Origin of the sequence: Pseudomonas iridis (genome assembly GCF_017980685.1) — a bacterium.
Classification (GTDB): domain Bacteria; phylum Pseudomonadota; class Gammaproteobacteria; order Pseudomonadales; family Pseudomonadaceae; genus Aquipseudomonas; species Aquipseudomonas iridis.
The window spans coordinates 50,513-72,143 of record NZ_JACXXO010000017.1 but is presented as its reverse complement, the minus strand read 5'-3'; the positions used below and the strand labels follow the sequence as shown (position 1 = coordinate 72,143).

The window sequence follows — 21,631 nt, the reverse complement described above, 5'->3', positions numbered from 1 at the left end:
GCCGTCTTGAACGTTTGTTCAGCGGCGGATGATGCCTGTGGCGCGCTGTTGATAGGCGCCGGGGGTGATGCCGTAGGCGCGTACAAACCAGCGGCCGAGGTGGCTTTGGTCAGAGAAGCCAAGTCTGCTGGCGACGTCCACCGGTTGCACGCCGGCGGCGAGCATCTGGCGGCCACGGCTGAGGCGCAGCTGGATCAGCCAGGCGTGCGGTGCCAAACCATAAGCGGCTTTGAACGCCCGGGTAAGGCGAAAGCGGTCAGTGCCGCAGACTTGCGCGAGGGTGTGCAGGCTGATGTCTTGTTCGTGATAGGCCATGAGGTAATCCCGGGCCTGTCTGGCGACCAGCGGTGCCCGGTTGGCGGCGGATACCTGCGGGCGCTTGTACAAATGCGCAGCCAAACGTTCCAGCAAAGTGTCCAGCGCCACGTCACGGACCATTTGCACGTCTTGCTGGTGCAGCGCATTGAACGCAAACAACGTTGCGCGAGCCAGTTCCGGGTCGTCATTCAATACACTGCCAATGCCCGGCAAACCGCTGCCGTAACCGCCCAAGTGCAAACCGTCCAGCGCCTGTTCCAGCCACGAAGGTTGCAGGTACAGCATGCGATAGGTGAAACCCTCAGGACTCGGCGCATCGCCGTCATGAATGTCGCCCGGTTCAAGCATGAAAACCTTGCCCGGCGTGCTGTCATGTCGCGCCCTGCGGCTGTTGAAGCGCTGCACGCCTTGCTCGGTGAAGCCGATCAGGTAGGTTTCGTGCCAGTGCGGATCGTACGCGTGCGCATGCCCGGCAAAATGCGCGTGCAGTGTTTCAATGCCGGTTTCGCGGTCGTGGCTGAGGTTGATCCAGTTGCTCATGGCTCGAGTACAGTGATGGGCTGCACGCAGTAATCCACAATCGGCTGCGTGCGGCTAGAAGGTTTGTGCAACGTTCGTCTGGTTACCTTCAAATCGAACGTTGATTGACCCGCGCCATCAGTTGCTCGGCGCTTTCCTTGCGTTCGGAGTAGCGATCAACCAGAAAGTCCTGGCGGTCGCGCAGCAGCACCGTGAACTTCACCAGTTCTTCCATCACATCGACGACCCGGTCGTAATACGGCGACGGTTTCATCCGCCCCGCTTCGTCGAACTCCATCCAGGCCTTCGGCACCGAGGATTGGTTTGGGATGGTGAACATGCGCATCCAGCGACCCAACACGCGCAGTTGATTGACGACGTTGAACGACTGCGAACCGCCGCACACCTGCATCACTGCCAGGGTTTTGCCCTGAGTCGGGCGAACCGCGCCAAGCTCCAGCGGCACCCAGTCGATCTGCGCCTTGAACACCGCCGACATCGCGCCATGGCGTTCCGGCGAGCACCAGACCTGGCCTTCTGACCACAGCACCAGTTCGCGCAGTTCCTGCACTTTCGGATGGTCGACCGGGACGTCGTCGGGCAGTGGCAAACCGGACGGATTGAAGATGCGCGTCTCGGCGCCAAAGTGCTCGAGCAGGCGCGCGGCCTCCTCTACCAGCAAGCGACTGAACGAGCGCTCGCGGGTCGATCCGTAGAGCAACAGGATGCGTGGTTTGTGCTCGCCCGAGGCGGAGGCTGGCAAGCCTTCGAACAGGGTTGGATCAAGATTGGGCAAGTGGTCTGACATTGTCATGCCTCCTTAAAGCGTACCGATTCGGTCGAGTTCGAGTTTGAGTTCGTCGCGGCTGAGGCGGTTGAAGGGCAGTTCGAGGAAGGCTTTGCAGCGTTGCTCGATGTGCGCCAGCGTGGCGCGGAAAGCAGCATCGATCGCCGCTTCGTCGCCCGTGACTTCGGACGGATCTTCCAGCCCCCAATGGGCCTTCAGCGCCGGGCCGAAGTACACCGGGCAGGTTTCACCGGCAGCCTTGTCGCAGACGGTGATGACGATGTCCGGCGGGTTGCTTTCGAAGGCGTCGTTACCCTTGCTGTACAAGCCATCGGTGGCTATGCCGGCCTGCTGCAAGGTCAAGAGACTGCGCGGCAAGACCTGGCCTTTGGGGAAACTTCCGGAACTCAGCGCCTCGAATCCCGACGGCGCCACGTGGTTGAACATTGCTTCTGAGAGGATGCTGCGACAGCTGTTGGCCGTGCACATGAACAGGATTCGCATGGGTTGCTCCAGCAGATATTAATGAGTTAGCAGCACGCCGCTTCGCGGACAGGACGTCCATCCATCTTCTGCAAACGCGAGGCGTTGTCCTTGAGCCAGTCGGCATTGGCTTTGCACGTCACTTGCAGGATTTCGCGAACCCAATCCGGCAGATGCGGATTGAGGCGGTAATAGACCCATTGGCCTTGGCGGCGATCGAGCAGCAGACCGTTGCTGCGCAATTGCGCCAGGTGACGGCTGATCTTTGGCTGACTGTCGTCGAGGGCGCACATCAGCTCGCAAACACACAACTCACCCTGATCGGCAATCAACAGGGTGGCGCGGACGCGGGTCTCGTCAGCCAGGCTTTTGAAGACATCGGTGGGCGTGATCATGGGACAGGCTTCGTACATATGGAAATCCGAATATACGGATATCCATATATTAATCAACCCTGGAATCTACACTCCAATCATTCCCGGACACTAATCCTGTGGGAGCGAGCCTGCTCGCGAAAGCGGTGGATCATTAAGCATTAGCGTTGACTGACACGACGCCTTCGCGAGCAGGCTCGCTCCCACAGGGGAATTCAGGTTGGCTGGGTTATCCGAGCAACACCCCCTGCTCCGCCTCACACAACCCCACCACATAATCCCAAACCACGCGCAACCGCACCGACTTGTGCAATTCCCTTCGTGTGCTGATCCAGTAACTGCGCTCGATGCTCTCATCCGGCAGCAATGGCACCAGGTCCGGGTCGGGGGCCGCCATGTAGCACGGCAATACGGCGATGCCCAACCCCGAACGCGCCGCTTCCTGCTGAGCGATGACGCTGGTGCTATGGAACACCACGCGAGGGCTGCGGCAGAAGCTGTTGAGGAACATCAGTTCCTGACTGAACAGCAGATCATCGACATAGCCAATCCAGGCATGCCGCCCGAGGTCTTCGCGGCTGCGCAATGGCGGCGCGTTGTCGAGATAGCTTTGGCTGGCATACAGCGCGAGGCGGTAGTCGGTGAGTTTGCGGGTGACCAGCATGTCCGCCGCCGGGCGCTCCAGATGAATGCTGATTTCCGCCTCGCGATTGAGGATGCTGACGAAGCGCGGCACCGCGACCAGTTCCACTTCCAGGCCCGGGTAACGTTCGAACAGACCGATCATGCGACTGGCGAGGAACTTGACGCCGAGACCTTCGGTGACACCGACGCGAATCTTGCCCAGTGGTGCGGTGGACTGGGTGATTTCTTCCTGGGCCAGCAACGCGACGTTTTCCATGGCTTCGGCGTGCTTTAGCAGCGCTTCCCCGGCCGGGGTCATTTCATAGCCTTGGGCGTGCTGAACGAACAGCGCAGTGCCAAGGCTTTTTTCGATGGCCTCGATGTGACGGGCGACCGTAGCGTGAGTGGTGTTCAGACGGCGGGCCGCGGTGAGCAAGCGTCCGCTGCGTTGCAGCTCGAGGAAAAACCGCAGGTCGTTCCAGTCGAACATGGAGTGTCCTTGTCAGCGAGGGTCATCAAGGCTGTTCGAAAACGCACAGCGGCTGCGCAAAAACTAACATTCTTTTAACGAAAGCTAACAACTAGAGTGTCCGACAATAAAAACAAAAAGCGAGGTCAGGGAATGCAGACTTCCCTCGATGAATACGATTACATCGTGGTCGGCGCGGGCCCCGCCGGGTGTTTGCTGGCCAATCGGCTGTCGGCTGATCCACAGCAGCGCGTGTTGCTGCTCGAAGCCGGCGGACGCGACAACTACGCCTGGATTCACATCCCCGTTGGCTATCTGTTCTGCATCGGCAACCCGCGCACCGATTGGTGCTTCAAGACTGAAGTGCAACCCGGTCTGCAAGGTCGCAGCCTGAGCTATCCGCGCGGCAAAGTGCTTGGCGGCTGTTCTTCCATCAACGGCATGATCTACATGCGCGGCCAGGCCAACGACTACGACAGCTGGGCGGCGGAAGGCAATCCGGGCTGGGCCTGGAACGACGTGCTGCCGCTGTTCAAGCAGAGCGAAAACCATTTTGCCGGCAGCGCTGAATTTCACGGTGCCAAGGGTGAATGGCGGGTCGAACAACAGCGCTTGTCGTGGCCGGTTCTGGATGCCTTTCGCAGCGCCGCTGAACAAAGCGGGATTGCCTCTGTTGAGGACTTCAATCAGGGCGACAACGAGGGTTGCGGCTACTTTCAGGTCAATCAGAAGGCCGGCGTGCGCTGGAACGCGGCCAAAGCCTTTCTCAAACCGATACGTGACCGGGCGAATCTGACGGTGCTGACCGGGGTTGAGGTCGATCGTGTTTTGCTTGAGAACGGCCGCGCCGCTTCTGTCAGTGCGCGTCACGAAGGTCAGGTGAAACGCTTCAAGGCGCGCAAGGAGATCGTGTTGTGCGCCGGTTCGGTCGGCTCGCCAAGCATTCTGCAGCGCTCCGGGATTGGCCCGCGACCATTACTGGAACGCCTCGGCATTGGCGTGATTCATGAGTTGCCGGGGGTTGGCGGTAATCTGCAGGATCACCTGCAACTGCGCCTGATCTACAAACTGGAAAACGCCCGCACCCTCAATCAGATCGCCGGCAGCGTGTGGGGCAAGATGGGCATGGGCCTGCGTTATCTGTACGACCGCAGCGGGCCGTTGTCGATGGCGCCGAGTCAGTTGGGCGCGTTTGCCCGATCGGGGCCGGAGCAGACGTCGGCAAATCTTGAATACCACGTGCAGCCGCTGTCGCTGGAGCGCTTTGGCGAGCCGTTGCACAGCTTCCCAGCCTTCACCGCGTCGGTGTGCGATTTGCGTCCGCAGAGCCGTGGCCGCATCGACATTCGCTCGGCGGATCCGCAAGAGGCGCCGCTGATCCAACCCAATTATCTGAGCCACCCCGAAGACCTGCGCGTGGCCGCCGACGCCATCCGCCTGACCCGACGCATCGTCAGCGCCCCTGCCCTGCAAGCGTTCAAACCGGTCGAGTATTTGCCGGGCGACAGCCTGCAAAGCGAAGAGCAACTGCACGAAGCGGCGGCGCGGATCGGCACGACGATTTTCCATCCGGTCGGCACCTGCCGCATGGGCAACGACGGCGAGGCGGTGGTCGATGCGCAGTTGCGCGTCCACGGCGTGCCCGGCTTGCGCGTTGCCGACGCCTCGATCATGCCGAGGATCATCTCGGGCAACACCTGTTCGCCTACGCTGATGATTGCCGAGAAGGCCGCGCAACTGATCCTCAACCCGGAAAAAAGGAGCCAAACCCAAAAACCCGAACTCACCGAAACCCTGTAGGAGCTGCCGAAGGCTGCGATCTTGTGACCTTGCTTTTGATTGTAAAAAACAAAATCAAAAGATCGCAGCCTTCGGCAGCTCCTACAGGGAACCGCGTTAATTCAAGGCATCGCGCAGCACCCGGACAGGCAACACCAGTGGAACAACAAAAACAATCACTGTGAGGGATACCGATATGTCAGAACACGCTCAGCCGCTGGACGCCGCGTACAGCGCGCAAACCAGCCCGGATACACGCAAAGTCATCTTCGCTTCATCACTGGGAACGGTGTTCGAGTGGTATGACTTTTTCCTCTATGGCGCCCTCGCGGCGGTGATCAGCAAGCAGTTTTTCGCCGGAGTCAACGACACCACGGCGTTCATCTTTGCGCTGATGGCGTTTGCCGCCGGATTCATCGTGCGGCCGTTCGGGGCACTGGTGTTCGGTCGGTTGGGGGACATGATCGGACGTAAATACACCTTCCTCGCGACCATCATTTTGATGGGCGTGGCGACGTTCTGTGTCGGGCTGTTGCCGACCTACGCCAGCATCGGCATCGCCGCGCCGATCATTCTGGTGGTGCTGCGCATGCTTCAGGGCCTGGCGCTCGGTGGCGAGTACGGCGGCGCCGCAACCTACGTGGCCGAACACGCGCCGATGGGCAAACGCGGGTTCCATACCAGCTGGATTCAGTCCACCGCGACCCTAGGCCTGCTGCTGTCGCTGCTGGTGGTGCTCGGTTGCCGTTATTTCACTGGCGATCAGTTTGAAGTGTGGGGCTGGCGGATTCCGTTCCTGCTGTCGATTGTGCTGCTGGGCATTTCCACCTGGATTCGCCTGAGCCTGCACGAGTCGCCGGCCTATCTGAAGATGAAAGAGGAAGGCAAAACCTCGAAGGCGCCGATCCGCGAATCCTTCGGCAAATGGGAAAACCTCAAAGTCGTGCTGATCGCGCTGTTCAGCATTAACGCCGGGCAAGCCGTGACCTTCTACGCAGCGCAATTCTACGTGCTGTTCTTCCTCACCCAGTTTCTGAAAATGGATCCGGCGCTGGCCAACACCTTGCTGATTATCAGCGTGGTGATCGGCGCGCCGTTCTTCATTTTCTTCGGCTGGCTGTCGGACAAGGTCGGACGCAAACCGGTACTGATGCTCGGCCTGCTGCTGGCGACGGTGCTGTACTTCCCGATTTTCAAATCCCTCGCGCATTACGCCAACCCGGCGATCGATCAGGCCAGCCGTCAGGCGCCGATTACGGTGCTGGCCGACCCTGCGACGTGTACCTTCCAGTTCGACCCGGTGGGCAAGGCGAAATTTGACAGCCCGTGCGACAAGGTCAAAACCTTCCTGGTCAAACAAGGCCTGCCCTACTCCAGCGCCGCCGCACCGGCCGGCAGCGCCGTACAGGTCAGTGTTGGCGACGTGAAACTCGACGGCTTCGATGAATCTGCCTTACGCGGCGCAATCACCCTCGCCGGCTATCCGCAACAAGCCGATGTGCAGCAGACCAACAAACCGATGATCGTCGCCCTGATCGTGGCGCTGATCATCATCTCCGCCATGTGCTACGGCCCGCTCGCGGCGCTGATGGTCGAACTGTTCCCGACCCGCATCCGCTACACCTCGATGTCGCTGCCGTACCACATTGGCAACGGCTGGTTCGGCGGTTTTCTGCCAACGGTATCGTTCGCGCTGGTGGTGTACACCGGGGATATTTTTTATGGGCTGTGGTACCCGGTGTTGATTACCGGGGTGAGCCTGGTGGTGGGGCTGATCTTTTTGCGGGAGACGAAGAATATCGATCTGGACAAGAACTGAAGTTAACGCCTGAACCATCGGTGGCGAGAGCGCTTGCTCTCTCGCCACCCTTTTTTCAGGCATCAGCCTTGATCACCTCAAACTTCACCTGATCCGGATAAAACGCCACATAGTTTTTGATCTGATCGACCGATATTTTCGGTTTCTCGTAAGTCCACACCGCATTCGCCCCCTCATGCCCCGGCACCTGCAGGCTGAAGTAATTGGCGTCGCCCTTGTACGGGCAATAACTGGTGTGGTCGGTTCGGGCGAAATACTTTTCGTCGATGTCTTCGCGGGGAACGTAGTACACGGGTGGGTAGTTGGCCTCGTTGAGGATCATCGCGTGGGAGGATGCGGCGACCTGGATGCCATGGAATTTCACCAGCAGGCAACCTGTAAGTTGTTCGAGGGTGATGACGGGGCTGGGGCCGGAGGTTTTCATGAGGTTCTCCTAAAACGGCGAACAGACCGGTTCAGGTATAGCTGATGACCGCGGATGCGGTCGGGATTACGGCCGAACGGCAAAAGTCCCTCACCCCAACACTCTCCCGAGGGAGAGGGCTGCTTTTCGGGCATCACGCAGGTCATTATCAGCAATGATTTTTATCTGTATATCCATACAGATAAAAGTTGCCCTTGGGCGTAAGTGCGGCCATTCTGTGCACCTCTTCGGACATTGATCGACGTGGCAGTTATGCGGCTGTACCTCTGTGAAAAACCTTCCCAGGCCAAAGACATTGCGGCCGTACTCGGTGCCAGGCGCCGGGGCGACGGCTGCTGGCTGGGAACAGACGTCACGGTGACCTGGTGCATCGGCCATTTGCTGGAAACCGCTCCGCCGGACGCCTACGACGCACGCTACAAGCGCTGGGTACTGGCGGATCTGCCGATCATTCCGGACAAATGGAAAATGACCGTCAAGCCGCGAACCGCCAGTCAGTACAAAGCCGTCAAACGCCTGCTCGGCGAGGCCAGCGAACTGATCATCGCCACCGACGCCGACCGTGAGGGCGAGATGATTGCCCGGGAACTGGTCGAGCATTGCCGCTATCGCGGGCCGATCCGCCGCTTGTGGCTGTCGGCACTGGACGAGGCGTCGATTCGCAAGTCCCTGGCCGCGTTAAAGCCAGGTGCCGAGACGTTCAGCCTGTATCACTCGGCACTGGGCCGCTCCCGGGCGGATTGGCTGATCGGCATGAACATGAGCCGCCTGTTCACCCTGCTCGGTCGGCAGTCGGGCTATCAAGGTGTGTTGCCGGTCGGTCGAGTACAGACGCCGACATTGCGCCTGGTGGTGGATCGCGATCGCAGCATCGCCGACTTCGTGCCGGTGCCGTTTTGGGCGATCGACGTGCAACTGCTGCACAACGGCACGCCGTTTACCGCACAATGGCGCGCGCCGTCGGACGTCTGTGATGATCAGGATCGTTGTTTGAATCAGGCACTCGCGCAACAAGCAGCCGCCGCGATCGGTAGCGCCGCCACTGCTCGGGTCGTCAAGCTACGCACCGAGCGCATGCGTGAAGTGGCGCCCCTGCCCTTCGACCTCGGTACGTTGCAGGAAGTCTGCTCGAAAAAACTCGGCCTCGGTGCGCAGGAAACCCTCGACATCGCCCAGGCACTCTACGAAACCTACAAAGTCGTCACCTATCCGCGCAGCGATTGCGGTTTTCTGCCGCTGAGCCAGCACGGTGAGGCACCGGGGATTCTCGCGGCATTGCGTCAGGCCGACCCGAGCCTCGAAGCGCTGCAAGGCTTTCTCGAGCCGCAACGTCGCTCCCGGGCGTGGAACGACAGCAAGGTCACCGCGCACCACGGCATCATCCCGACCGCTGCGGCGAAAAACCTTGAACGCCTGACGGGCAAGCACCGCGCGGTCTACACACTCATCCGCGCGCGGTATCTGGCGCAGTTTCTACCCAACCACGAATACGACCGCACCCAGGCTGATTTCGATTGCGCCGGTGAAGCGTTGCGTGCCGTCGGCAAACAGATCATCGAACCGGGCTGGAAGCGCGCACTGCCCGAGGCACTGGCACCGACCAAGGGCCGTGAAGCACCGGCACCGCAAACCTTGCCGACGCTTGGCCAAGGTATCGATTGCGCCGTTGCTGATGTGAAGCTCAAGGATTTGTGGACGCAGCCACCCAAGCCCTACACCGAAGGCGATCTGATCAAGGCGATGAAGAACGTTGCCAAACTGGTGGAAGATCCGCTGCTCAAACAGAAGCTCAAGGACACCACCGGCATCGGCACCGAAGCGACCCGTGCATCGATCATTCAGGGTTTGCTCGATCGCGGTTATCTGGTGAAAAACGGCAAGGCACTTGCGGCAACACCGGCGGCGTTCAGTCTGATCGACGCCGTCCCCCGAGCGATTGCCGACCCCGGCACCACGGCGATCTGGGAGCAGGCGCTGGACATGGTGCAGAGCGGTGAGATGAGTCTGGAAGAATTCGTCACCAAGCAAGCGGCGTGGATGAGCAAGCAGGTAACTCGCTGTTCCGGCCTGAGCCTGACCATCAGCGGCCCACCGCCTGCCGGCAAGGCTGCTACGCCGTGGAAGAACAAGCGCAAATCGACGCGTAGCAAATCAACCGGCACAACCAAACGCACGGCGAAACCGGCAGCCAAAAAGTAAAACGCGCTACTGTTCCTGAAAGGTTCATCACCCTCAGGAACCCAAAGCATGCCTGACATCGAACTCCACCCCGCCCAGCGTGACGAACTGCAAATCATCGAAAACCTGATGCAGTTCTACATGTACGACTTCAGCGAATGGCTACCGCTGAAGCTCGCTGGGCATGGCTTCTTCGCCCTCCAGCCAGAAGACGCTTACTGGCGCCATCCGGCCACCCGACCTTTTCTGATCCGCGTCGATGGCGAACTCGCCGGCTTCATCACGGTGGATGAAGAAACCCACATCGACGGCGCCGAATTCAATATCGGCTACTTCTTCGTCACCCGGCGCATGCGTGGCCAAGGCGTCGCGCAGTTTGTCGTCTCTACCCTCTTGAGCCAAATCCCCGGTCGGTGGCAGATTTTCCATATCGACGCCAACCTGCCTGCACAACGCTTCTGGGCCAGGCTGATGCCGGAATTGGTCGGCGTCGAATTCACCTTGAGCCACCGCGATGTAGACGGCTACCCGTGCACCTTCTACACCCTGCGCAGCCCCGTTTCCGTTGCCTGAACGGATCCGTTCTCATTCCAAAACAGCTTTGTCCGACAATATGTAGTGCTCAAAAATAATCACTACAAAACCGTTGACGGCGTCGTTTTGCTTTTGCATGATGAAGACGTTCCCCGATCGGGAACACGGGTAACACGCTTGAGCAAACTCGTCTGACCGCCGAGTTGTTTTTTCCGGATACACGCTGCCCACAAGGCAGATTGAAGAAGCTGACCTGGCCTGAACGTCCAGTACAAGGACGAGAAGCGCTGGCGAAAATTCTCAAGACGCTTGTGGTCGACCCTGAAAACGTCGACAAGGGCCTCCCGGTTTTCGCTGCTTCTCCTCGTTGTGACGCTATCGCGTAGCAGTTATTCAACACGACTACATGCAACAGATGCACGACCCCGTATTTCAAACGGGCGACCGCTGACGTCCTGGTTTCGGTGCCAGGGATCAACTAACCGATGGGCTACCTGTATTAGCGAATCAACTTAGAAAGATCACCAAACTGGTCAAGGGGCAAAATCATGAATCTGAACAATCAACCTACTGTCGAAGAATTGGCTCGTATGTTCGCTGCGCAAAAAGACAGCCTCGACAGCCATATTCTCTGGATCAGCAAATCGGGCCAGGTGCATATCGACTGCCTGACGCCCCACGCTGGCGAAGAAGAGTTCGACCGCAACAATCAGAACCTGCTGGCCCGCCTGAAGATGTACCGCCGCGGCCAAGGTTATGTCGGCAAAAAAGCCGCGGCCGACAAGGACTTCATCGGTAATGTTCTGCAGACGCTGAAACAGGCGTGGGACTCGATGCAGAACAAGAATGAAGTTCGGGTGATTGATCGGTTCTGCTGATTTACAACTTAAATAACAAGAGGGCCTGCTTCCAGCGATGGAGCAGGCCCTTTTTTGCGTGTGGCGTGAGCTTTGTAGTGTTAGTTCAATCTATCCCCTCACCCCAGCCCTCTCCCGGAGGTAGAGGGAGTCGATCGCCGTTGTTCGTTTGATCTACATTAAACTTGAATATCTCAGGTCGGCGCATGAGCTACAAACACCTCGGTCAGTCCCCTCTCCCTACGGGAGAGGGTTAGGGTGAGGGGCTTCCCATGCTCAACACCAGTTCCACAAACGCCTCCGCCGCCGCACTGTGATAATTATTCCTGCGCCGCAACAACGCCGCCCCTCGCTGCGGCGCTTCGCTTTCTACCCGCAGCCTGCGCAAGGCGCGATCCTCAGTCGCAATCGCCTCCGGCAACATCGTCGCAGTCGGCGAATGGCGCACCACCTCCAGCAGCGTACTGACCGAATTCACTTCAATACGCACCTTGGGCGTGATGCCGTGCTGACGGAAATACTCATCCACCGATAAGCGCGTGATGTAGTCAGGCGCCAGCAAGGCAAAATCCAGCTGTGCGATGTCATCCGGTGTCAGCCTCAACGTGCTGTCGTACAACGGGTGCTCGCGCCCGACCATGATTCCCAAAGCTTCGGTGAACGCCGGAATACATTCGATATCCACATTGCGCACCGGGGTGAAGGCAATGGCGATATCCAGAGAGTCATCCGCCAGCCCCGCCTCAATGTCATCCATCGACAACTCGAAAATTTCCAGATGAATCCCCGGAAATCGCGCCATGTAGTCGCGTACCAGCGGCCCGACCAGATACGCCATGAACGTCGGCGTCATGGCCAGACGCAAGGTGCCACGCGACAGATCCTTCACGTCATGCAGCGCCCGCTTGCCCGCCTCCAGCTCCACCAGCACCCGCCGCGCGCATTCGATATAGGCCTCGCCGGCATCGGTCGGCTTGACCGATCGTGAGGTGCGATCAAACAGGTTCACCCCCAGGGTTTCCTCGAGCTGGCGAATCTGTTGTGACAGCGTCGGCTGTGACACATGCAGCGCTTCAGCAGCGCGGGTGAAGCCGCCGTGATCGGCAACGGCGAGCAGATAACGCAAATGTCTTAACAGCATCGGGCAGACCATCTATAGGCAGGGCTTATGCAAAGCATTGTATATGGGTCTTGGACGCTATGGGCCAATCGGCAGAAGATCAATCCCACACAGCAAGCCAACCCCTGAAAGGAGTGACACCATGCAACAGTCCCACGCCTACAACGACACCAGCCTGGCCCTGACCACCCGCATTCTCGACGCCAAGGCACGCAAAAATCTGTCGTGGCAGGATCTCACCGACGGTACCGGCCTGAGCCTGGCGTTCGTCACCGCCGCCCTGCTCGGCCAGCATCCACTGCCGGAAAACGCTGCCCAAGTGGTCGGCGACAAACTCGAGCTGGATGCAGCCGATGTATCGGCGATGCAAATCATCCCGCTGCGCGGCAGCCTCAGCGGTGTGCCGACCGATCCGACCATCTACCGTTTCCACGAGATGATCCAGATCTACGGCACCACCCTCAAAGCCCTGGTTCATGAGCAATTCGGCGACGGCATCATCAGCGCGATCAACTTCAAACTGGACATCAAGAAAGTCGAAGACCCGGAAGGCGGTTCCCGCGCCGTGGTCACCCTCGACGGCAAGTTCCTGCCCCTGCGTCCGTTCTGATGCGCCCCGGCCCGCACCTCGCGTGCGGGCCCACCGATCTCCATTGAAGAGGACATGCACATGAAAGCCCTGATCGACGGTTTCCTGAAGTTCCAGAACGAAGCCTTCCCGCAACGCACCGAACTGTTCAAACACCTGGCGACCACCCAACAGCCCGGCACATTATTCATCACCTGTTCCGACAGCCGTGTCGTGCCGGAACTGCTGACCCAGCAAGAACCCGGCGAACTGTTTGTGATCCGCAATGCCGGCAATATCGTGCCGTCCTACAGCCCGCATCCGGGTGGGGTTTCGGCGACGGTGGAATACGCCGTGGCGGTGCTCGGCGTCACCGACATTTTGATCTGCGGCCATTCTGACTGCGGTGCGATGACGGCGATTGCCCAGTGCAAATGCATGGATCACCTGCCCGCCGTCAGCGGTTGGCTGCAGCATGCCGAGTCGGCGAAAGTGGTGAATGAGGCGCGGCCGCATGCCAGTGACGCGGCGAAATTGAGTTCGATGGTGCGCGAAAACGTGATCGCGCAACTGGCGAATATCCAGACCCATCCGAGTGTGCGCCTGGCGCAGGAGAAAGGCCTGCTGAATTTGCATGGCTGGGTGTACGACATCGAGACTGGCTCGATTGATGCGTTGTCGTCGGACCGCCGCACCTTTGTACCGCTGGCCGAGCAACCGGCAGTTTGCGCAGTTCAAGCAAAAGCCGCTGCCTGAATAGACGCCTGTAGGAGCTGCCGAAGACTGCGATCGTTTGATCTTGCTTTTAAAAAACCAAAATCAAAAGATCGCAGCCTGCGGCAGCTCCTACACAAGGTATGCCGTTCAGCGTTTTACGGTGAGATCAATTTGAGTCATGCGACTGCGCACGGTAAACACCCCATCCCCCGAAAGGATCGCACTGCGCGCAAACAACCGCCCGCTCTCCCAGTTCGAAAGCCCCAGTTCCGGCTTGTTCAGGGCGTATTGGCCATCGACCCAACGGGTGATGCCGTTGCCCACGAACGGCGCGTTGACTGCGTTGTAAAAACGCTCCTGAACCTGCGCACTTTCACTGATCAGCGACACGGTGAATTGCGGGCTATAACGGTTGAACAGCGCAATCGCCTGATCCAGATCTTCAACGATCATCAGGCTGACTTCCGGCGTTTCCTCCCATTCCCACTCGCGGCCCAACGCAGATTCCGCCAGTGGTTCGGCCAGTGCTTCAGTCTGATAACCCTCGGCGCGATAAACCTGCACCGTCGCGTTCTGCCATTCGGTCGGCAGGCAGTTTTCACTGCCTTCGACGATGTGCAACTTGCAGCCCTGCCCGCGTGCGTTGCCGGCCTGTTGCAACGCATCAAGGAACAGCGGCACCAGTTCAGCAGCACGTTCGCGCTGAATCAGGCAGACATTCAGGGTGTTGCAGACCTTGCGATCCAGCGAGTTGCGCACCACTGCCGCGAAGCGCTGAGCGTCAGCGTCTCGATCGGCAACCAACCACGCACCGCCGGTGCCATGTAGGCTGACCGCAGTCCCCGCCTGCTGCGCAATGCTGCCCAACTGACTGACCGCACGTCCCGATCCGCGAGCCACCGCCAGCGACAGGCGCCGATCGGCAAACATCGCCCAACCGGCTGCGTGATTGACGCTCTCCACCAACGACACAGCCCCGGCCGGAAGACCGGCCACCGCCAGCGCCGGGTTCAAAGCGTGAGTGACGATGGCTTGCGCCGTGCCCAACGCATCACTGCCAATGCGCAGCACCGCAGTGTTGCCGGTGCGCAGTACCCCGGCAGCATCGGCAAATACATTCGGTCGACCTTCGAAGACAAACGCGACAATCCCCAGCGGCGAAACCACTTGCTCGACCTTCCAGCCGTCGTGCTCGACGCTGCTGATGACTTTGCCGCGCGTCGGCGGCGCATCACGCCAGGCCCGCAGACCGGCAATCATGTCGCGGCGCATGCGCTCATCGGCGAGCAGCCGTGTGGTGGAGCGCCCGCGAGCCTTGGCACGCTCGATATCGGTGAGGTTGGCGGCTTCGATCTGCGCCCAGCATTCGGCGGTTTCCAGACGTTGCGCGAACAGATCGAAAAATCGGCTGATCGCCTCGTCCGACACCGCCGACAATGCGCTAAACGCCGCAGCCGCGCGCTCGATCGCGATCGAGGCCGCTTGTTGATCCACCACCGGAATCAGCAATAACTCGCCACTCACCTGCTCCACCAAAAGGTGGTCACCGGGCTGAAAACGCGCAGCCAGTTCGGGGCTGACCACGGTGACGCGGTTACCAGCGAAAGGGATCGGCGTGCCAGCGACTAGACGTTCGAGCGCAAGAGACATGAAGCGGATTCACCATGCAGAGGGCGGTCGGAAAATGTATAGGATTCTTCGCTGAAATACACCTTCTGCAAACATGACCAACCCTGTGGGCGCCGGCTTGCCAGCGATGAGGCCGACACATTCAAAATTGATGTTGCCTGATCCGCCGCCATCGCTGGCAAGCCAGCTCCCACAGTTTTTTTCAGCGTTCGTGCTATAGGGTTAAAACACCGACCAGCCAATCCGCGAACTGAGCATCTCCAGCGCCGCCATCCCCGCCAGCGAATTGCCCGCGGCATTCAGCTCTGGCGACCACACGCACACCGTGAATTGCCCCGGCACTACCGCGACGATCCCGCCGCCGACGCCGCTTTTCCCCGGCAGACCGACGCGATAGGCGAAGTTGCCCGCCTCGTCGTACAGACCACTGGTGGCCATGATCGAGTTGACCTGCTGAGTCTGACGCCGAGTCAGAATCTGTTCACCGCTGTGTTTGCAATAACCGTCATTGGCCAGGAAGCAAAACGCTCGGGCCAGATCGATGCAGTTCATGCGCAGGGCGCAGTGGCTGAAGTAACTGCGCAGCACCGCTTCGACGTCGTTGTGGAAATTGCCGAAGGACTGCATCAGGTAAGCCATCGCCGCATTGCGCGCGCGATGCTGATATTCGGAGTCGGCGACTTTGCCGTCGATCATGATCTGCGGGTTGCCCGACAGACGCCGGACGAAGTCACGCATCGACAGGGTCGGTGCGGCGAAACGCGACTGGTTGATGTCGCAGATCACCAGCGCACCAGCGTTGATGAACGGGTTGCGTGGGCGCCCGCGCTCGAATTCCAGCTGCACCAGCGAGTTGAACGGCTGACCGGACGGCTCATGGCCAAGGCGTTCCCAGATCGCTTCGCCAGAATGATCAATGGCCTGCACCAGGCTGAACACCTTGGAAATACTCTGCACCGAAAACGGCGTTGCGGCGTCGCCAGCGCAATACATCTCGCCATCATTGCCGTACACGGCGATGCCCAATTGATTGGCCGGCACGGTGCCGAGAGCGGGAATATAGTCAGCCACCTTGCCCTGCCCGATCAGCGGCCGGACAGCGTCAAGGATCTCGTTCAACAGCGCTTGCATGCCGGGTTCCGAAGTCTCGCCCCATGGGATTGCGGGGACACAGGGGCTAGACGCTGCGGGCACGCGTCGAATCACACCGGCAGGCACCCGGCAGAATGATCTAGGCTCAAGTGTTCAACCCTGCTATCGGAGAGCGCCCATGCACCTCGAAGGCTCCTGCCATTGCGGCGAGGTTTCGTTCAGCCTCACCAGTGCCCACCCCTACCCTTATCAACGCTGCTATTGCTCGATCTGCCGCAAGATTCAATTCGAGCGTTACCCCGAAGAGTCCATCGCCCAATGGCATGAACGCCTCGGGCTGACCCGATAAATATTTTCGGAAGTCGCCTTTATCCCCTGTGGGAGCTGGCTTGCCGGCGATAGCGGTGAACCCGTCGACATCGATGTTGCAGATGCCGGCCTCATCGCCGGCAAGCCAGCTCCCACAGGGATGTGTGGTGTAACAGCTGCTGAATAATGGCTCACTTCTGCAACGTTCGGTGGTGTGCGCTCATCCCGGGAGCAACACAAATCCTGTGGGAGCTGGCTTGCCAGCGATAAGGCCAGTACAGCCAACAGCATTAATCCAGATGCGCCCACGTCATCCGAAACGATGCTCCACCCCACGGCGAATCGCCGACTTCAACCTGTCCGCCATGGGACTGCGACACCCGCCGCACCAGCGCCAGCCCCAATCCAAAACCACCGGTACGCCGATCGCGGCTGGCATCCAGCCGCGAGAACGGTTCGAAAATCTTCTCCCGGCCATGCACCGGCACGCCGGGCCCGTCGTCGTTGACCTGCACTTCGTAACAGTCCCCGGTGCGCACCAGCGTCACTTCCACGCGCTGCTCGGCATAGCGAATGGCATTGCGCAGCAGGTTGATCACCGCCCGCGCCATGAAGCGCGGTTCGATGCGCACCGTGTCGAGCCGGCACTCGCCGATCAACAACTGCACTCCCGCCGCTTCCGCCTCCAGCGCCACGCTGCCGACGACGCTGTCGAGCCAATTGGCCGCTTGTATGTTCTCGCGCTTGATCACCGTCGCCCCCCGCTCAAGGCTGGCGTAAGTGAGCAGTTCCGAAACCATTTCCTCCAACTCGCCAAGGTCGGCGTACATGTCGGCAATCAGCTCGCGGTTCTGACTGGCGTCCGGCAACTGCTTGAGCTGGTCGAGTTCGAACGACAGCCGCGCAATCGGCGTGCGCAGCTCATGAGAGACGGCGTTGGTCAGTTCGCGCTGATTGGCGATCAGGCCTTCGATGCGCGCCGCCATCAAATTGAAGTGCTCGGCCAGATCGCGGATGTTCGAGCGTTTGGACAACTGAATGCGTGCCGACAGATCGTTGTCGCCAAAACGCTCTGCCGCCAGACGCAGCTTCTCCAGGTCACGCCAGTGCGGGCGCACCCAGAAAAACAGGACGATGCCGATCAACACCGCCAGCATCCCGTAAGCCGCGGCGATGTAGAACGGCATCAGGCTCGGTTCTGGCGGGAGTTTGATGCTGAGCACCTGCGAACCGCCGTCGATGTTGCTGATGAACTGGGTGTAGCTGTCGCGGATCACCAACACATTCTGCGCCAACTGGGCTTTTTCCTCTGGCGTCAGGGCCAGTTGATCGGCCTCGACTAGTTTCAGTGACAGGCCGTAATGCGGCCGCAAGCTCTCCAGTTTCTGCTCACGATCGGCGCCCTGGCGTCCGCGCAAATGGTCAACCAATGACCACGCCTGACCGCGCACCGCCTCGCGGTTGTAGGCCTGCATCTGGTTGTCGAGCAACGCGTTGAAAGTGTGTTCGACAGTCTGCAACGCCAGTACCAGACCGACCGTCATCACCAGAAACAGCCCGAGGAATAACCGCAGCATCTACAACTCCCACGCAAACGGATTGAACAGATAACCTTTGCCCCACACGGTCTTGATGCACACCGGTTCGCGGGGATTGTCCTTGAGCTTGTTGCGCAACTTGCTGATGTACACGTCGACGCTGCGGTTAAGCCCATCAAAGGCAATACCGCGCATGCGATTGAGGATGTCATCGCGCGACAGCGTATTGCCGGCGGCACTGGCCAGCAGCCACAGCAGCTCGAACTCCATGGTGGTCAGTTCGATGATCTCGCCTGCCAATCGCACTTCGCGACAACTGCGATCGATGCTCAACTGACCGAATTCGAGGAAATGCACCACACTGTTGTCCGGCACCTGCCGGCGCTGCAAGGCGCGCAATCGGGCCAGCAGCACCGGCGGCTTGATCGGTTTGATCACGTAGTCATCGGCACCGGACTCCAGGCCGAGAATATGATCGAGGTCGTCTTCCTTGGCCGTCAGGATGACAATCGGCGTGTCCGACACACTGCGTATTTCCCGGCACACATGCAGACCGCTCTGCCCCGGCAGCATCAGGTCGAGCACCACGACCTTGGGTCTGAACTCCAGAAAAGCCGCCACGGCCAAATCACCGCGATGCACCGTGCGCACCTCGTAGCCATGTTGTTCGAGGAAGTGTGCGATCAGCGTGGCGAGGCGCTCATCGTCTTCCACCAGCAGGACTTTGCCAAAACCCAGGTTATCCATAACGACCATCTGCCAACCGTCTGTGAAATGGGCCGCATTATGGCGGCATTCAGGGGCAAGACGTTTATCGCGGGCAGCAAAAACCGGCCGCCGGGGCCGGTTTTCGGTGATGTTTCATACTCTTAAGAGTTTTTAACAGTTTCCCTGCAGGAGCTGCCGCAGGCTGCGATCTTTTGATTTTGATTTTAGAAGCAAGATCAAAAGATCGCAGCCTTCGGCAGCTCCTACATAGACAGGTTCACAAGGTTATACAGCGGCAGGCACGCCACTGTGGAAGCGGAATTCCGTATCCGGCGATTCGATCAATTCCTGCTCGGCGGCGCGAACTCTTTCGACCACCTGCGCAACATCCTTCGCCTCACCATATTGATAAGCCAGTTTCAGATAACCCTGAAAATGCCGAGCCTCGCTTTTCAGCAGACCAAAGTAGAACTTGCCGAGTTCTTCGTCCAAATGCGGCACCAGTGCTTCGAAACGCTCGCAACTGCGCGCTTCGATAAACGCGCCGACCACCAAAGTATCCACCAGCTTCACCGGCTCGTGGCTGCGCACCACTTTGCGCAGGCTCGAAGCGTAGCGGCCGGCGTGGAGCTGGCGCAGTTCGATCTTGCGGCGTTTCATCAGGCGCATGACTTGTTCGTGGTGCACCAGTTCTTCCCGGGCCAGACGCGACATCATGTTGATGAGGTCGACGTGGGAATGGTACTTGGCTATCAGGCTAAGCGCGGTGCTGGCAGCCTTGAACTCGCAGTTCTTGTGGTCAATCAGCAGGGTTTCCTGATCGGCCAGTGCGGCCTGGACCCAGGCGTCAGGGGTGCGGCAGCCAAGGAATTCGTGGATTTCGGGAAGGATCATGGGGCTCACGGCAAAAGGTGTTCGAGCGAAGGGCGCCGATTATACCGGCCTGCGGACAGACCACCAGCGGCTGGCGTTGATATGCATCAAGTCGCAGGTGTTCAAGCAGCAACTATAGTTGTGCAACGCCGTGCCTTTTCTTTGTTGGAGACTCCGCTCATGCAAGCCATTCGCAGCATTCTGGTGGTCATCGAACCCGAACATTCGGAAAGCCTGGCGCTCAAGCGCGCCAAACTGATCGCTGGCGTGACCCAGGCCCATTTGCACCTGCTGGTGTGCGACAGGAAGCATGATCACGCCGGCATGCTCAGCGTGCTCAAAACCGCGCTGCTGGCGGACGGTTACAGCGTGACCACCGAACAGGCATGGAACGAGAGCCTGCACGAAACCATCATCGATGTGCAGCAAGCCGAAGGTTGCGGGCTGGTGATCAAACAGCATTTCCCCGACAGCTCGTTGAAAAAAGCGCTGCTGACACCCGCCGACTGGAAACTGCTGCGTCACTGCCCTACACCGGTGCTGCTGGTGAAAACCTCAACTTCGTGGAAGGACAAGGTGATTCTGGCGGCGATCGACGTAGGAAATACCGATGGGGAGCATCGGCATCTGCACACGACGATCATCGATCACGGCTATGACATTGCCAGCCTGGCCAAGGCGCATCTGCACGTGATCAGCGCCCACCCGTCGCCGATGCTGTCGGCGGCCGACCCGACGTTGCAGCTCAGCGAAACCATCGCAGCGCGATATCGCGAGCAATGCCGGGCATTTCAAGCCGAGTTCGACGTTGATGACGCGCACCTGCATATCGAGGAAGGTCCGGCGGATGTGTTGATTCCGTTTATGGCCCACAAGCTGCAGGCAGCCGTCACGGTGATTGGCACCGTCGCGCGTTCCGGATTGTCAGGTGCGTTGATCGGGAATACGGCCGAAGTGATACTGGATGCGCTGGAGAGTGATGTGCTGGTGCTCAAGCCGCAGGAGGTTGAGGATCATCTGGTGGAGTTGGCGGTAAAACAATAAAGATCAAAAGATCGCAGCCTTCGGCAGCTCCTGCAAGGGAATGCGTCCTACCTGTAGGAGTTGCCGAAGGCTGCGATCTTTTGACTTTCAGGCGCCGAAGGCGTCTTTGAGAAATCCCGGGGCGATGTAGCGCTCATAGTGCGCTTCCGACAGCAGGAAGAATTCCCGATCAATGGCATCGCGCAACTCCGGCAGACCCCAGTCGCGAAACTCCGGCAGCAACACCATGCCGTAGGCTTCCAGATTAATGATCACCCGCGCGCCACGAGCAATCAGTTGATACGCCCAGCAATATTCCGACTGATGCGGCACGAAGCGGATCTTGCGCTGTTCGAGCTGCTGGCGCAGCCGCGCCGGGTCAAAAATCTCGACCTTGCTCGCCATCACTTGTGACAGCAACTGCTCCAGACGCAGCCACACCGCACGTTTTTCCTCCTCGCCGTAACCATTCCAATTGATCACTTCGTGATGGAAACGCTTGCAGCCACGGCACACCAGATCACCGTAAACAGTGGAGCAGAGGCCGACGCAGGGGGTCTTGATGGTCTGATTGGGCATATAAGGTAGGCAAAGGCACTGAAACGCGGAACAGGTCGGCATGTTAGCCCTTTGTCAGACATTGATCACCCCTCAAACATCAGGGGCAAGCACCGGCCCGGTGTTTGGCCCCGGCCGCGCACAACGCCACCAAAGTCCAATAGAGCCCGACTTACCTTTAAATTTTTTTTGCCGTAGAATCAGCCAGCCTTTTAAGGCGCAAATGTCCGTTAGAAGCTGTTTTCAAAGCGTCACGAGCACAGTCGTTCCTTCAGAGCGGTGTTGGCGACGGGTTTTTCCAGCGGGGAAAAGCCCAACGCCAACCCTCATC

At 59.3% G+C, this 21,631-nt stretch carries 21 protein-coding genes and 1 pseudogene; 9 read left to right on the top strand and 13 right to left on the bottom strand.

Annotated features, from left to right (window positions below; genetic code table 11):
* Positions 1-18: 18 nt before the first annotated feature.
* The 5 genes from IEQ42_RS22485 to IEQ42_RS22465 all read right to left on the bottom strand — a co-directional run bounded on the left by IEQ42_RS22485 (position 19) and on the right by IEQ42_RS22465 (position 3,595).
* Positions 19-858, bottom strand: a complete 840-nt coding sequence (locus tag IEQ42_RS22485; protein ID WP_210705289.1) for an AraC family transcriptional regulator — start codon at positions 856-858, stop codon at positions 19-21.
* A gap of 88 nt (positions 859-946) precedes the next feature.
* On the bottom strand, positions 947-1,645 hold the full coding sequence (arsH, locus tag IEQ42_RS22480) for an arsenical resistance protein ArsH (RefSeq protein ID WP_210623646.1): 699 nt from the start codon (positions 1,643-1,645) through the stop codon (positions 947-949).
* A 12-nt stretch (positions 1,646-1,657) separates the two neighbouring features.
* Positions 1,658-2,128: an arsenate reductase ArsC gene (locus IEQ42_RS22475; RefSeq protein WP_210705287.1), complete on the bottom strand. Its 471-nt coding sequence runs from the start codon at positions 2,126-2,128 to the stop codon at positions 1,658-1,660.
* A gap of 26 nt (positions 2,129-2,154) precedes the next feature.
* Positions 2,155-2,502, bottom strand: a complete 348-nt coding sequence (locus IEQ42_RS22470) for a metalloregulator ArsR/SmtB family transcription factor (protein WP_210705285.1) — start codon at positions 2,500-2,502, stop codon at positions 2,155-2,157.
* Positions 2,503-2,710: 208 nt separating this feature from the next.
* Positions 2,711-3,595 (bottom strand): LysR family transcriptional regulator, encoded by an 885-nt coding sequence (locus IEQ42_RS22465; protein ID WP_210705283.1) that lies wholly within the window; start codon positions 3,593-3,595, stop codon positions 2,711-2,713.
* Between the two features lie 132 nt (positions 3,596-3,727).
* Here IEQ42_RS22465 and IEQ42_RS22460 point away from each other — a divergent pair, with 132 nt between their 5' ends.
* Entirely contained in the window at positions 3,728-5,374 is a 1,647-nt protein-coding gene (locus IEQ42_RS22460) for a GMC family oxidoreductase (RefSeq protein ID WP_210705282.1), read from the top strand.
* 175 nt (positions 5,375-5,549) lie between these two features.
* On the top strand, positions 5,550-7,172 hold the full coding sequence (locus tag IEQ42_RS22455) for an MFS transporter (RefSeq protein WP_210705281.1): 1,623 nt from the start codon (positions 5,550-5,552) through the stop codon (positions 7,170-7,172).
* A 55-nt stretch (positions 7,173-7,227) separates the two neighbouring features.
* Here the strand turns inward: IEQ42_RS22455 and IEQ42_RS22450 are convergent, their stop codons facing one another.
* Positions 7,228-7,596, bottom strand: coding sequence for a DUF427 domain-containing protein (locus IEQ42_RS22450; RefSeq protein ID WP_150615313.1), 369 nt, complete (start codon positions 7,594-7,596; stop codon positions 7,228-7,230).
* 252 nt (positions 7,597-7,848) lie between these two features.
* Between IEQ42_RS22450 and IEQ42_RS22445 the strand changes: the two genes are divergently transcribed.
* From IEQ42_RS22445 to IEQ42_RS22435, 3 genes are all read left to right on the top strand, one after another.
* Positions 7,849-9,795, top strand: a complete 1,947-nt coding sequence (locus IEQ42_RS22445; RefSeq protein WP_210705280.1) for a DNA topoisomerase III — start codon at positions 7,849-7,851, stop codon at positions 9,793-9,795.
* Positions 9,796-9,843: 48 nt separating this feature from the next.
* Entirely contained in the window at positions 9,844-10,347 is a 504-nt protein-coding gene (locus IEQ42_RS22440; protein ID WP_210705279.1) for a GNAT family N-acetyltransferase, read from the top strand.
* Positions 10,348-10,856: 509 nt separating this feature from the next.
* The gene (locus IEQ42_RS22435; protein ID WP_150592228.1) at positions 10,857-11,186 is read left to right on the top strand and encodes a hypothetical protein; all 330 of its coding nucleotides are present in this window, start codon (positions 10,857-10,859) and stop codon (positions 11,184-11,186) included.
* A gap of 232 nt (positions 11,187-11,418) precedes the next feature.
* On the opposite strand, the gene cynR is transcribed toward IEQ42_RS22435, so the two are convergent.
* Positions 11,419-12,306, bottom strand: a complete 888-nt coding sequence (gene cynR, locus IEQ42_RS22430) for a transcriptional regulator CynR (protein WP_210705278.1) — start codon at positions 12,304-12,306, stop codon at positions 11,419-11,421.
* A gap of 121 nt (positions 12,307-12,427) precedes the next feature.
* Here cynR and cynS point away from each other — a divergent pair, with 121 nt between their 5' ends.
* Positions 12,428-12,895, top strand: coding sequence for a cyanase (gene cynS, locus IEQ42_RS22425; protein WP_042559621.1), 468 nt, complete (start codon positions 12,428-12,430; stop codon positions 12,893-12,895).
* Positions 12,896-12,955: 60 nt separating this feature from the next.
* Positions 12,956-13,609 carry a carbonic anhydrase gene (locus IEQ42_RS22420; RefSeq protein WP_210705277.1) on the top strand — a complete coding sequence of 218 codons (654 nt, stop codon included), beginning with the start codon at positions 12,956-12,958 and terminating at the stop codon, positions 13,607-13,609.
* A gap of 108 nt (positions 13,610-13,717) precedes the next feature.
* Here the strand turns inward: IEQ42_RS22420 and IEQ42_RS22415 are convergent, their stop codons facing one another.
* Together IEQ42_RS22415 and glsB are read right to left on the bottom strand one after the other, a co-directional pair.
* The gene (locus IEQ42_RS22415; protein WP_210705276.1) at positions 13,718-15,220 is read right to left on the bottom strand and encodes an aldehyde dehydrogenase family protein; all 1,503 of its coding nucleotides are present in this window, start codon (positions 15,218-15,220) and stop codon (positions 13,718-13,720) included.
* Positions 15,221-15,421: 201 nt separating this feature from the next.
* Positions 15,422-16,330, bottom strand: coding sequence for a glutaminase B (gene glsB, locus IEQ42_RS22410; RefSeq protein ID WP_210705275.1), 909 nt, complete (start codon positions 16,328-16,330; stop codon positions 15,422-15,424).
* A 139-nt stretch (positions 16,331-16,469) separates the two neighbouring features.
* Between glsB and IEQ42_RS27815 the strand changes: the two are divergent.
* Positions 16,470-16,577, top strand: a pseudogene (locus IEQ42_RS27815) (GFA family protein); the annotation flags it as partial.
* 313 nt (positions 16,578-16,890) lie between these two features.
* Here the strand turns inward: IEQ42_RS27815 and IEQ42_RS22400 are convergent.
* The 3 genes from IEQ42_RS22400 to IEQ42_RS22390 all read right to left on the bottom strand — a co-directional run bounded on the left by IEQ42_RS22400 (position 16,891) and on the right by IEQ42_RS22390 (position 19,740).
* Positions 16,891-18,177 (bottom strand): ATP-binding protein, encoded by a 1,287-nt coding sequence (locus tag IEQ42_RS22400; protein WP_210705271.1) that lies wholly within the window; start codon positions 18,175-18,177, stop codon positions 16,891-16,893.
* Positions 18,178-18,885, bottom strand: a complete 708-nt coding sequence (locus tag IEQ42_RS22395) for a response regulator (RefSeq protein ID WP_210705348.1) — start codon at positions 18,883-18,885, stop codon at positions 18,178-18,180. It lies immediately after the preceding gene.
* A 246-nt stretch (positions 18,886-19,131) separates the two neighbouring features.
* Positions 19,132-19,740 carry a MiaE family protein gene (locus IEQ42_RS22390; RefSeq protein ID WP_042559626.1) on the bottom strand — a complete coding sequence of 203 codons (609 nt, stop codon included), beginning with the start codon at positions 19,738-19,740 and terminating at the stop codon, positions 19,132-19,134.
* 159 nt (positions 19,741-19,899) lie between these two features.
* Here IEQ42_RS22390 and IEQ42_RS22385 point away from each other — a divergent pair, with 159 nt between their 5' ends.
* Positions 19,900-20,763: a universal stress protein gene (locus tag IEQ42_RS22385; protein ID WP_042559627.1), complete on the top strand. Its 864-nt coding sequence runs from the start codon at positions 19,900-19,902 to the stop codon at positions 20,761-20,763.
* Positions 20,764-20,850: 87 nt separating this feature from the next.
* Here the strand turns inward: IEQ42_RS22385 and IEQ42_RS22380 are convergent, their stop codons facing one another.
* Positions 20,851-21,321, bottom strand: a complete 471-nt coding sequence (locus IEQ42_RS22380; RefSeq protein ID WP_042559628.1) for a DUF1289 domain-containing protein — start codon at positions 21,319-21,321, stop codon at positions 20,851-20,853.
* Positions 21,322-21,631: the final 310 nt, after the last annotated feature.

Bases quoted from the DNA above. Each gene is read 5' to 3' on its own strand.
- IEQ42_RS22485 (WP_210705289.1), bottom strand. From the start codon at position 858: ATGAGCAACTGGATCAACCTCAGCCACGACCGCGAAACCGGCATTGAA.
- arsH (WP_210623646.1), bottom strand. From the start codon at position 1,645: ATGTCAGACCACTTGCCCAATCTTGATCCAACCCTGTTCGAAGGCTTG.
- IEQ42_RS22475 (WP_210705287.1), bottom strand. From the start codon at position 2,128: ATGCGAATCCTGTTCATGTGCACGGCCAACAGCTGTCGCAGCATCCTC.
- IEQ42_RS22470 (WP_210705285.1), bottom strand. From the start codon at position 2,502: ATGATCACGCCCACCGATGTCTTCAAAAGCCTGGCTGACGAGACCCGC.
- IEQ42_RS22465 (WP_210705283.1), bottom strand. From the start codon at position 3,595: ATGTTCGACTGGAACGACCTGCGGTTTTTCCTCGAGCTGCAACGCAGC.
- IEQ42_RS22460 (WP_210705282.1), top strand. From the start codon at position 3,728: ATGCAGACTTCCCTCGATGAATACGATTACATCGTGGTCGGCGCGGGC.
- IEQ42_RS22455 (WP_210705281.1), top strand. From the start codon at position 5,550: ATGTCAGAACACGCTCAGCCGCTGGACGCCGCGTACAGCGCGCAAACC.
- IEQ42_RS22450 (WP_150615313.1), bottom strand. From the start codon at position 7,596: ATGAAAACCTCCGGCCCCAGCCCCGTCATCACCCTCGAACAACTTACA.
- IEQ42_RS22445 (WP_210705280.1), top strand. From the start codon at position 7,849: ATGCGGCTGTACCTCTGTGAAAAACCTTCCCAGGCCAAAGACATTGCG.
- IEQ42_RS22440 (WP_210705279.1), top strand. From the start codon at position 9,844: ATGCCTGACATCGAACTCCACCCCGCCCAGCGTGACGAACTGCAAATC.
- IEQ42_RS22435 (WP_150592228.1), top strand. From the start codon at position 10,857: ATGAATCTGAACAATCAACCTACTGTCGAAGAATTGGCTCGTATGTTC.
- cynR (WP_210705278.1), bottom strand. From the start codon at position 12,306: ATGCTGTTAAGACATTTGCGTTATCTGCTCGCCGTTGCCGATCACGGC.
- cynS (WP_042559621.1), top strand. From the start codon at position 12,428: ATGCAACAGTCCCACGCCTACAACGACACCAGCCTGGCCCTGACCACC.
- IEQ42_RS22420 (WP_210705277.1), top strand. From the start codon at position 12,956: ATGAAAGCCCTGATCGACGGTTTCCTGAAGTTCCAGAACGAAGCCTTC.
- IEQ42_RS22415 (WP_210705276.1), bottom strand. From the start codon at position 15,220: ATGTCTCTTGCGCTCGAACGTCTAGTCGCTGGCACGCCGATCCCTTTC.
- glsB (WP_210705275.1), bottom strand. From the start codon at position 16,330: ATGCAAGCGCTGTTGAACGAGATCCTTGACGCTGTCCGGCCGCTGATC.
- IEQ42_RS22400 (WP_210705271.1), bottom strand. From the start codon at position 18,177: ATGCTGCGGTTATTCCTCGGGCTGTTTCTGGTGATGACGGTCGGTCTG.
- IEQ42_RS22395 (WP_210705348.1), bottom strand. From the start codon at position 18,885: ATGGATAACCTGGGTTTTGGCAAAGTCCTGCTGGTGGAAGACGATGAG.
- IEQ42_RS22390 (WP_042559626.1), bottom strand. From the start codon at position 19,740: ATGATCCTTCCCGAAATCCACGAATTCCTTGGCTGCCGCACCCCTGAC.
- IEQ42_RS22385 (WP_042559627.1), top strand. From the start codon at position 19,900: ATGCAAGCCATTCGCAGCATTCTGGTGGTCATCGAACCCGAACATTCG.
- IEQ42_RS22380 (WP_042559628.1), bottom strand. From the start codon at position 21,321: ATGCCCAATCAGACCATCAAGACCCCCTGCGTCGGCCTCTGCTCCACT.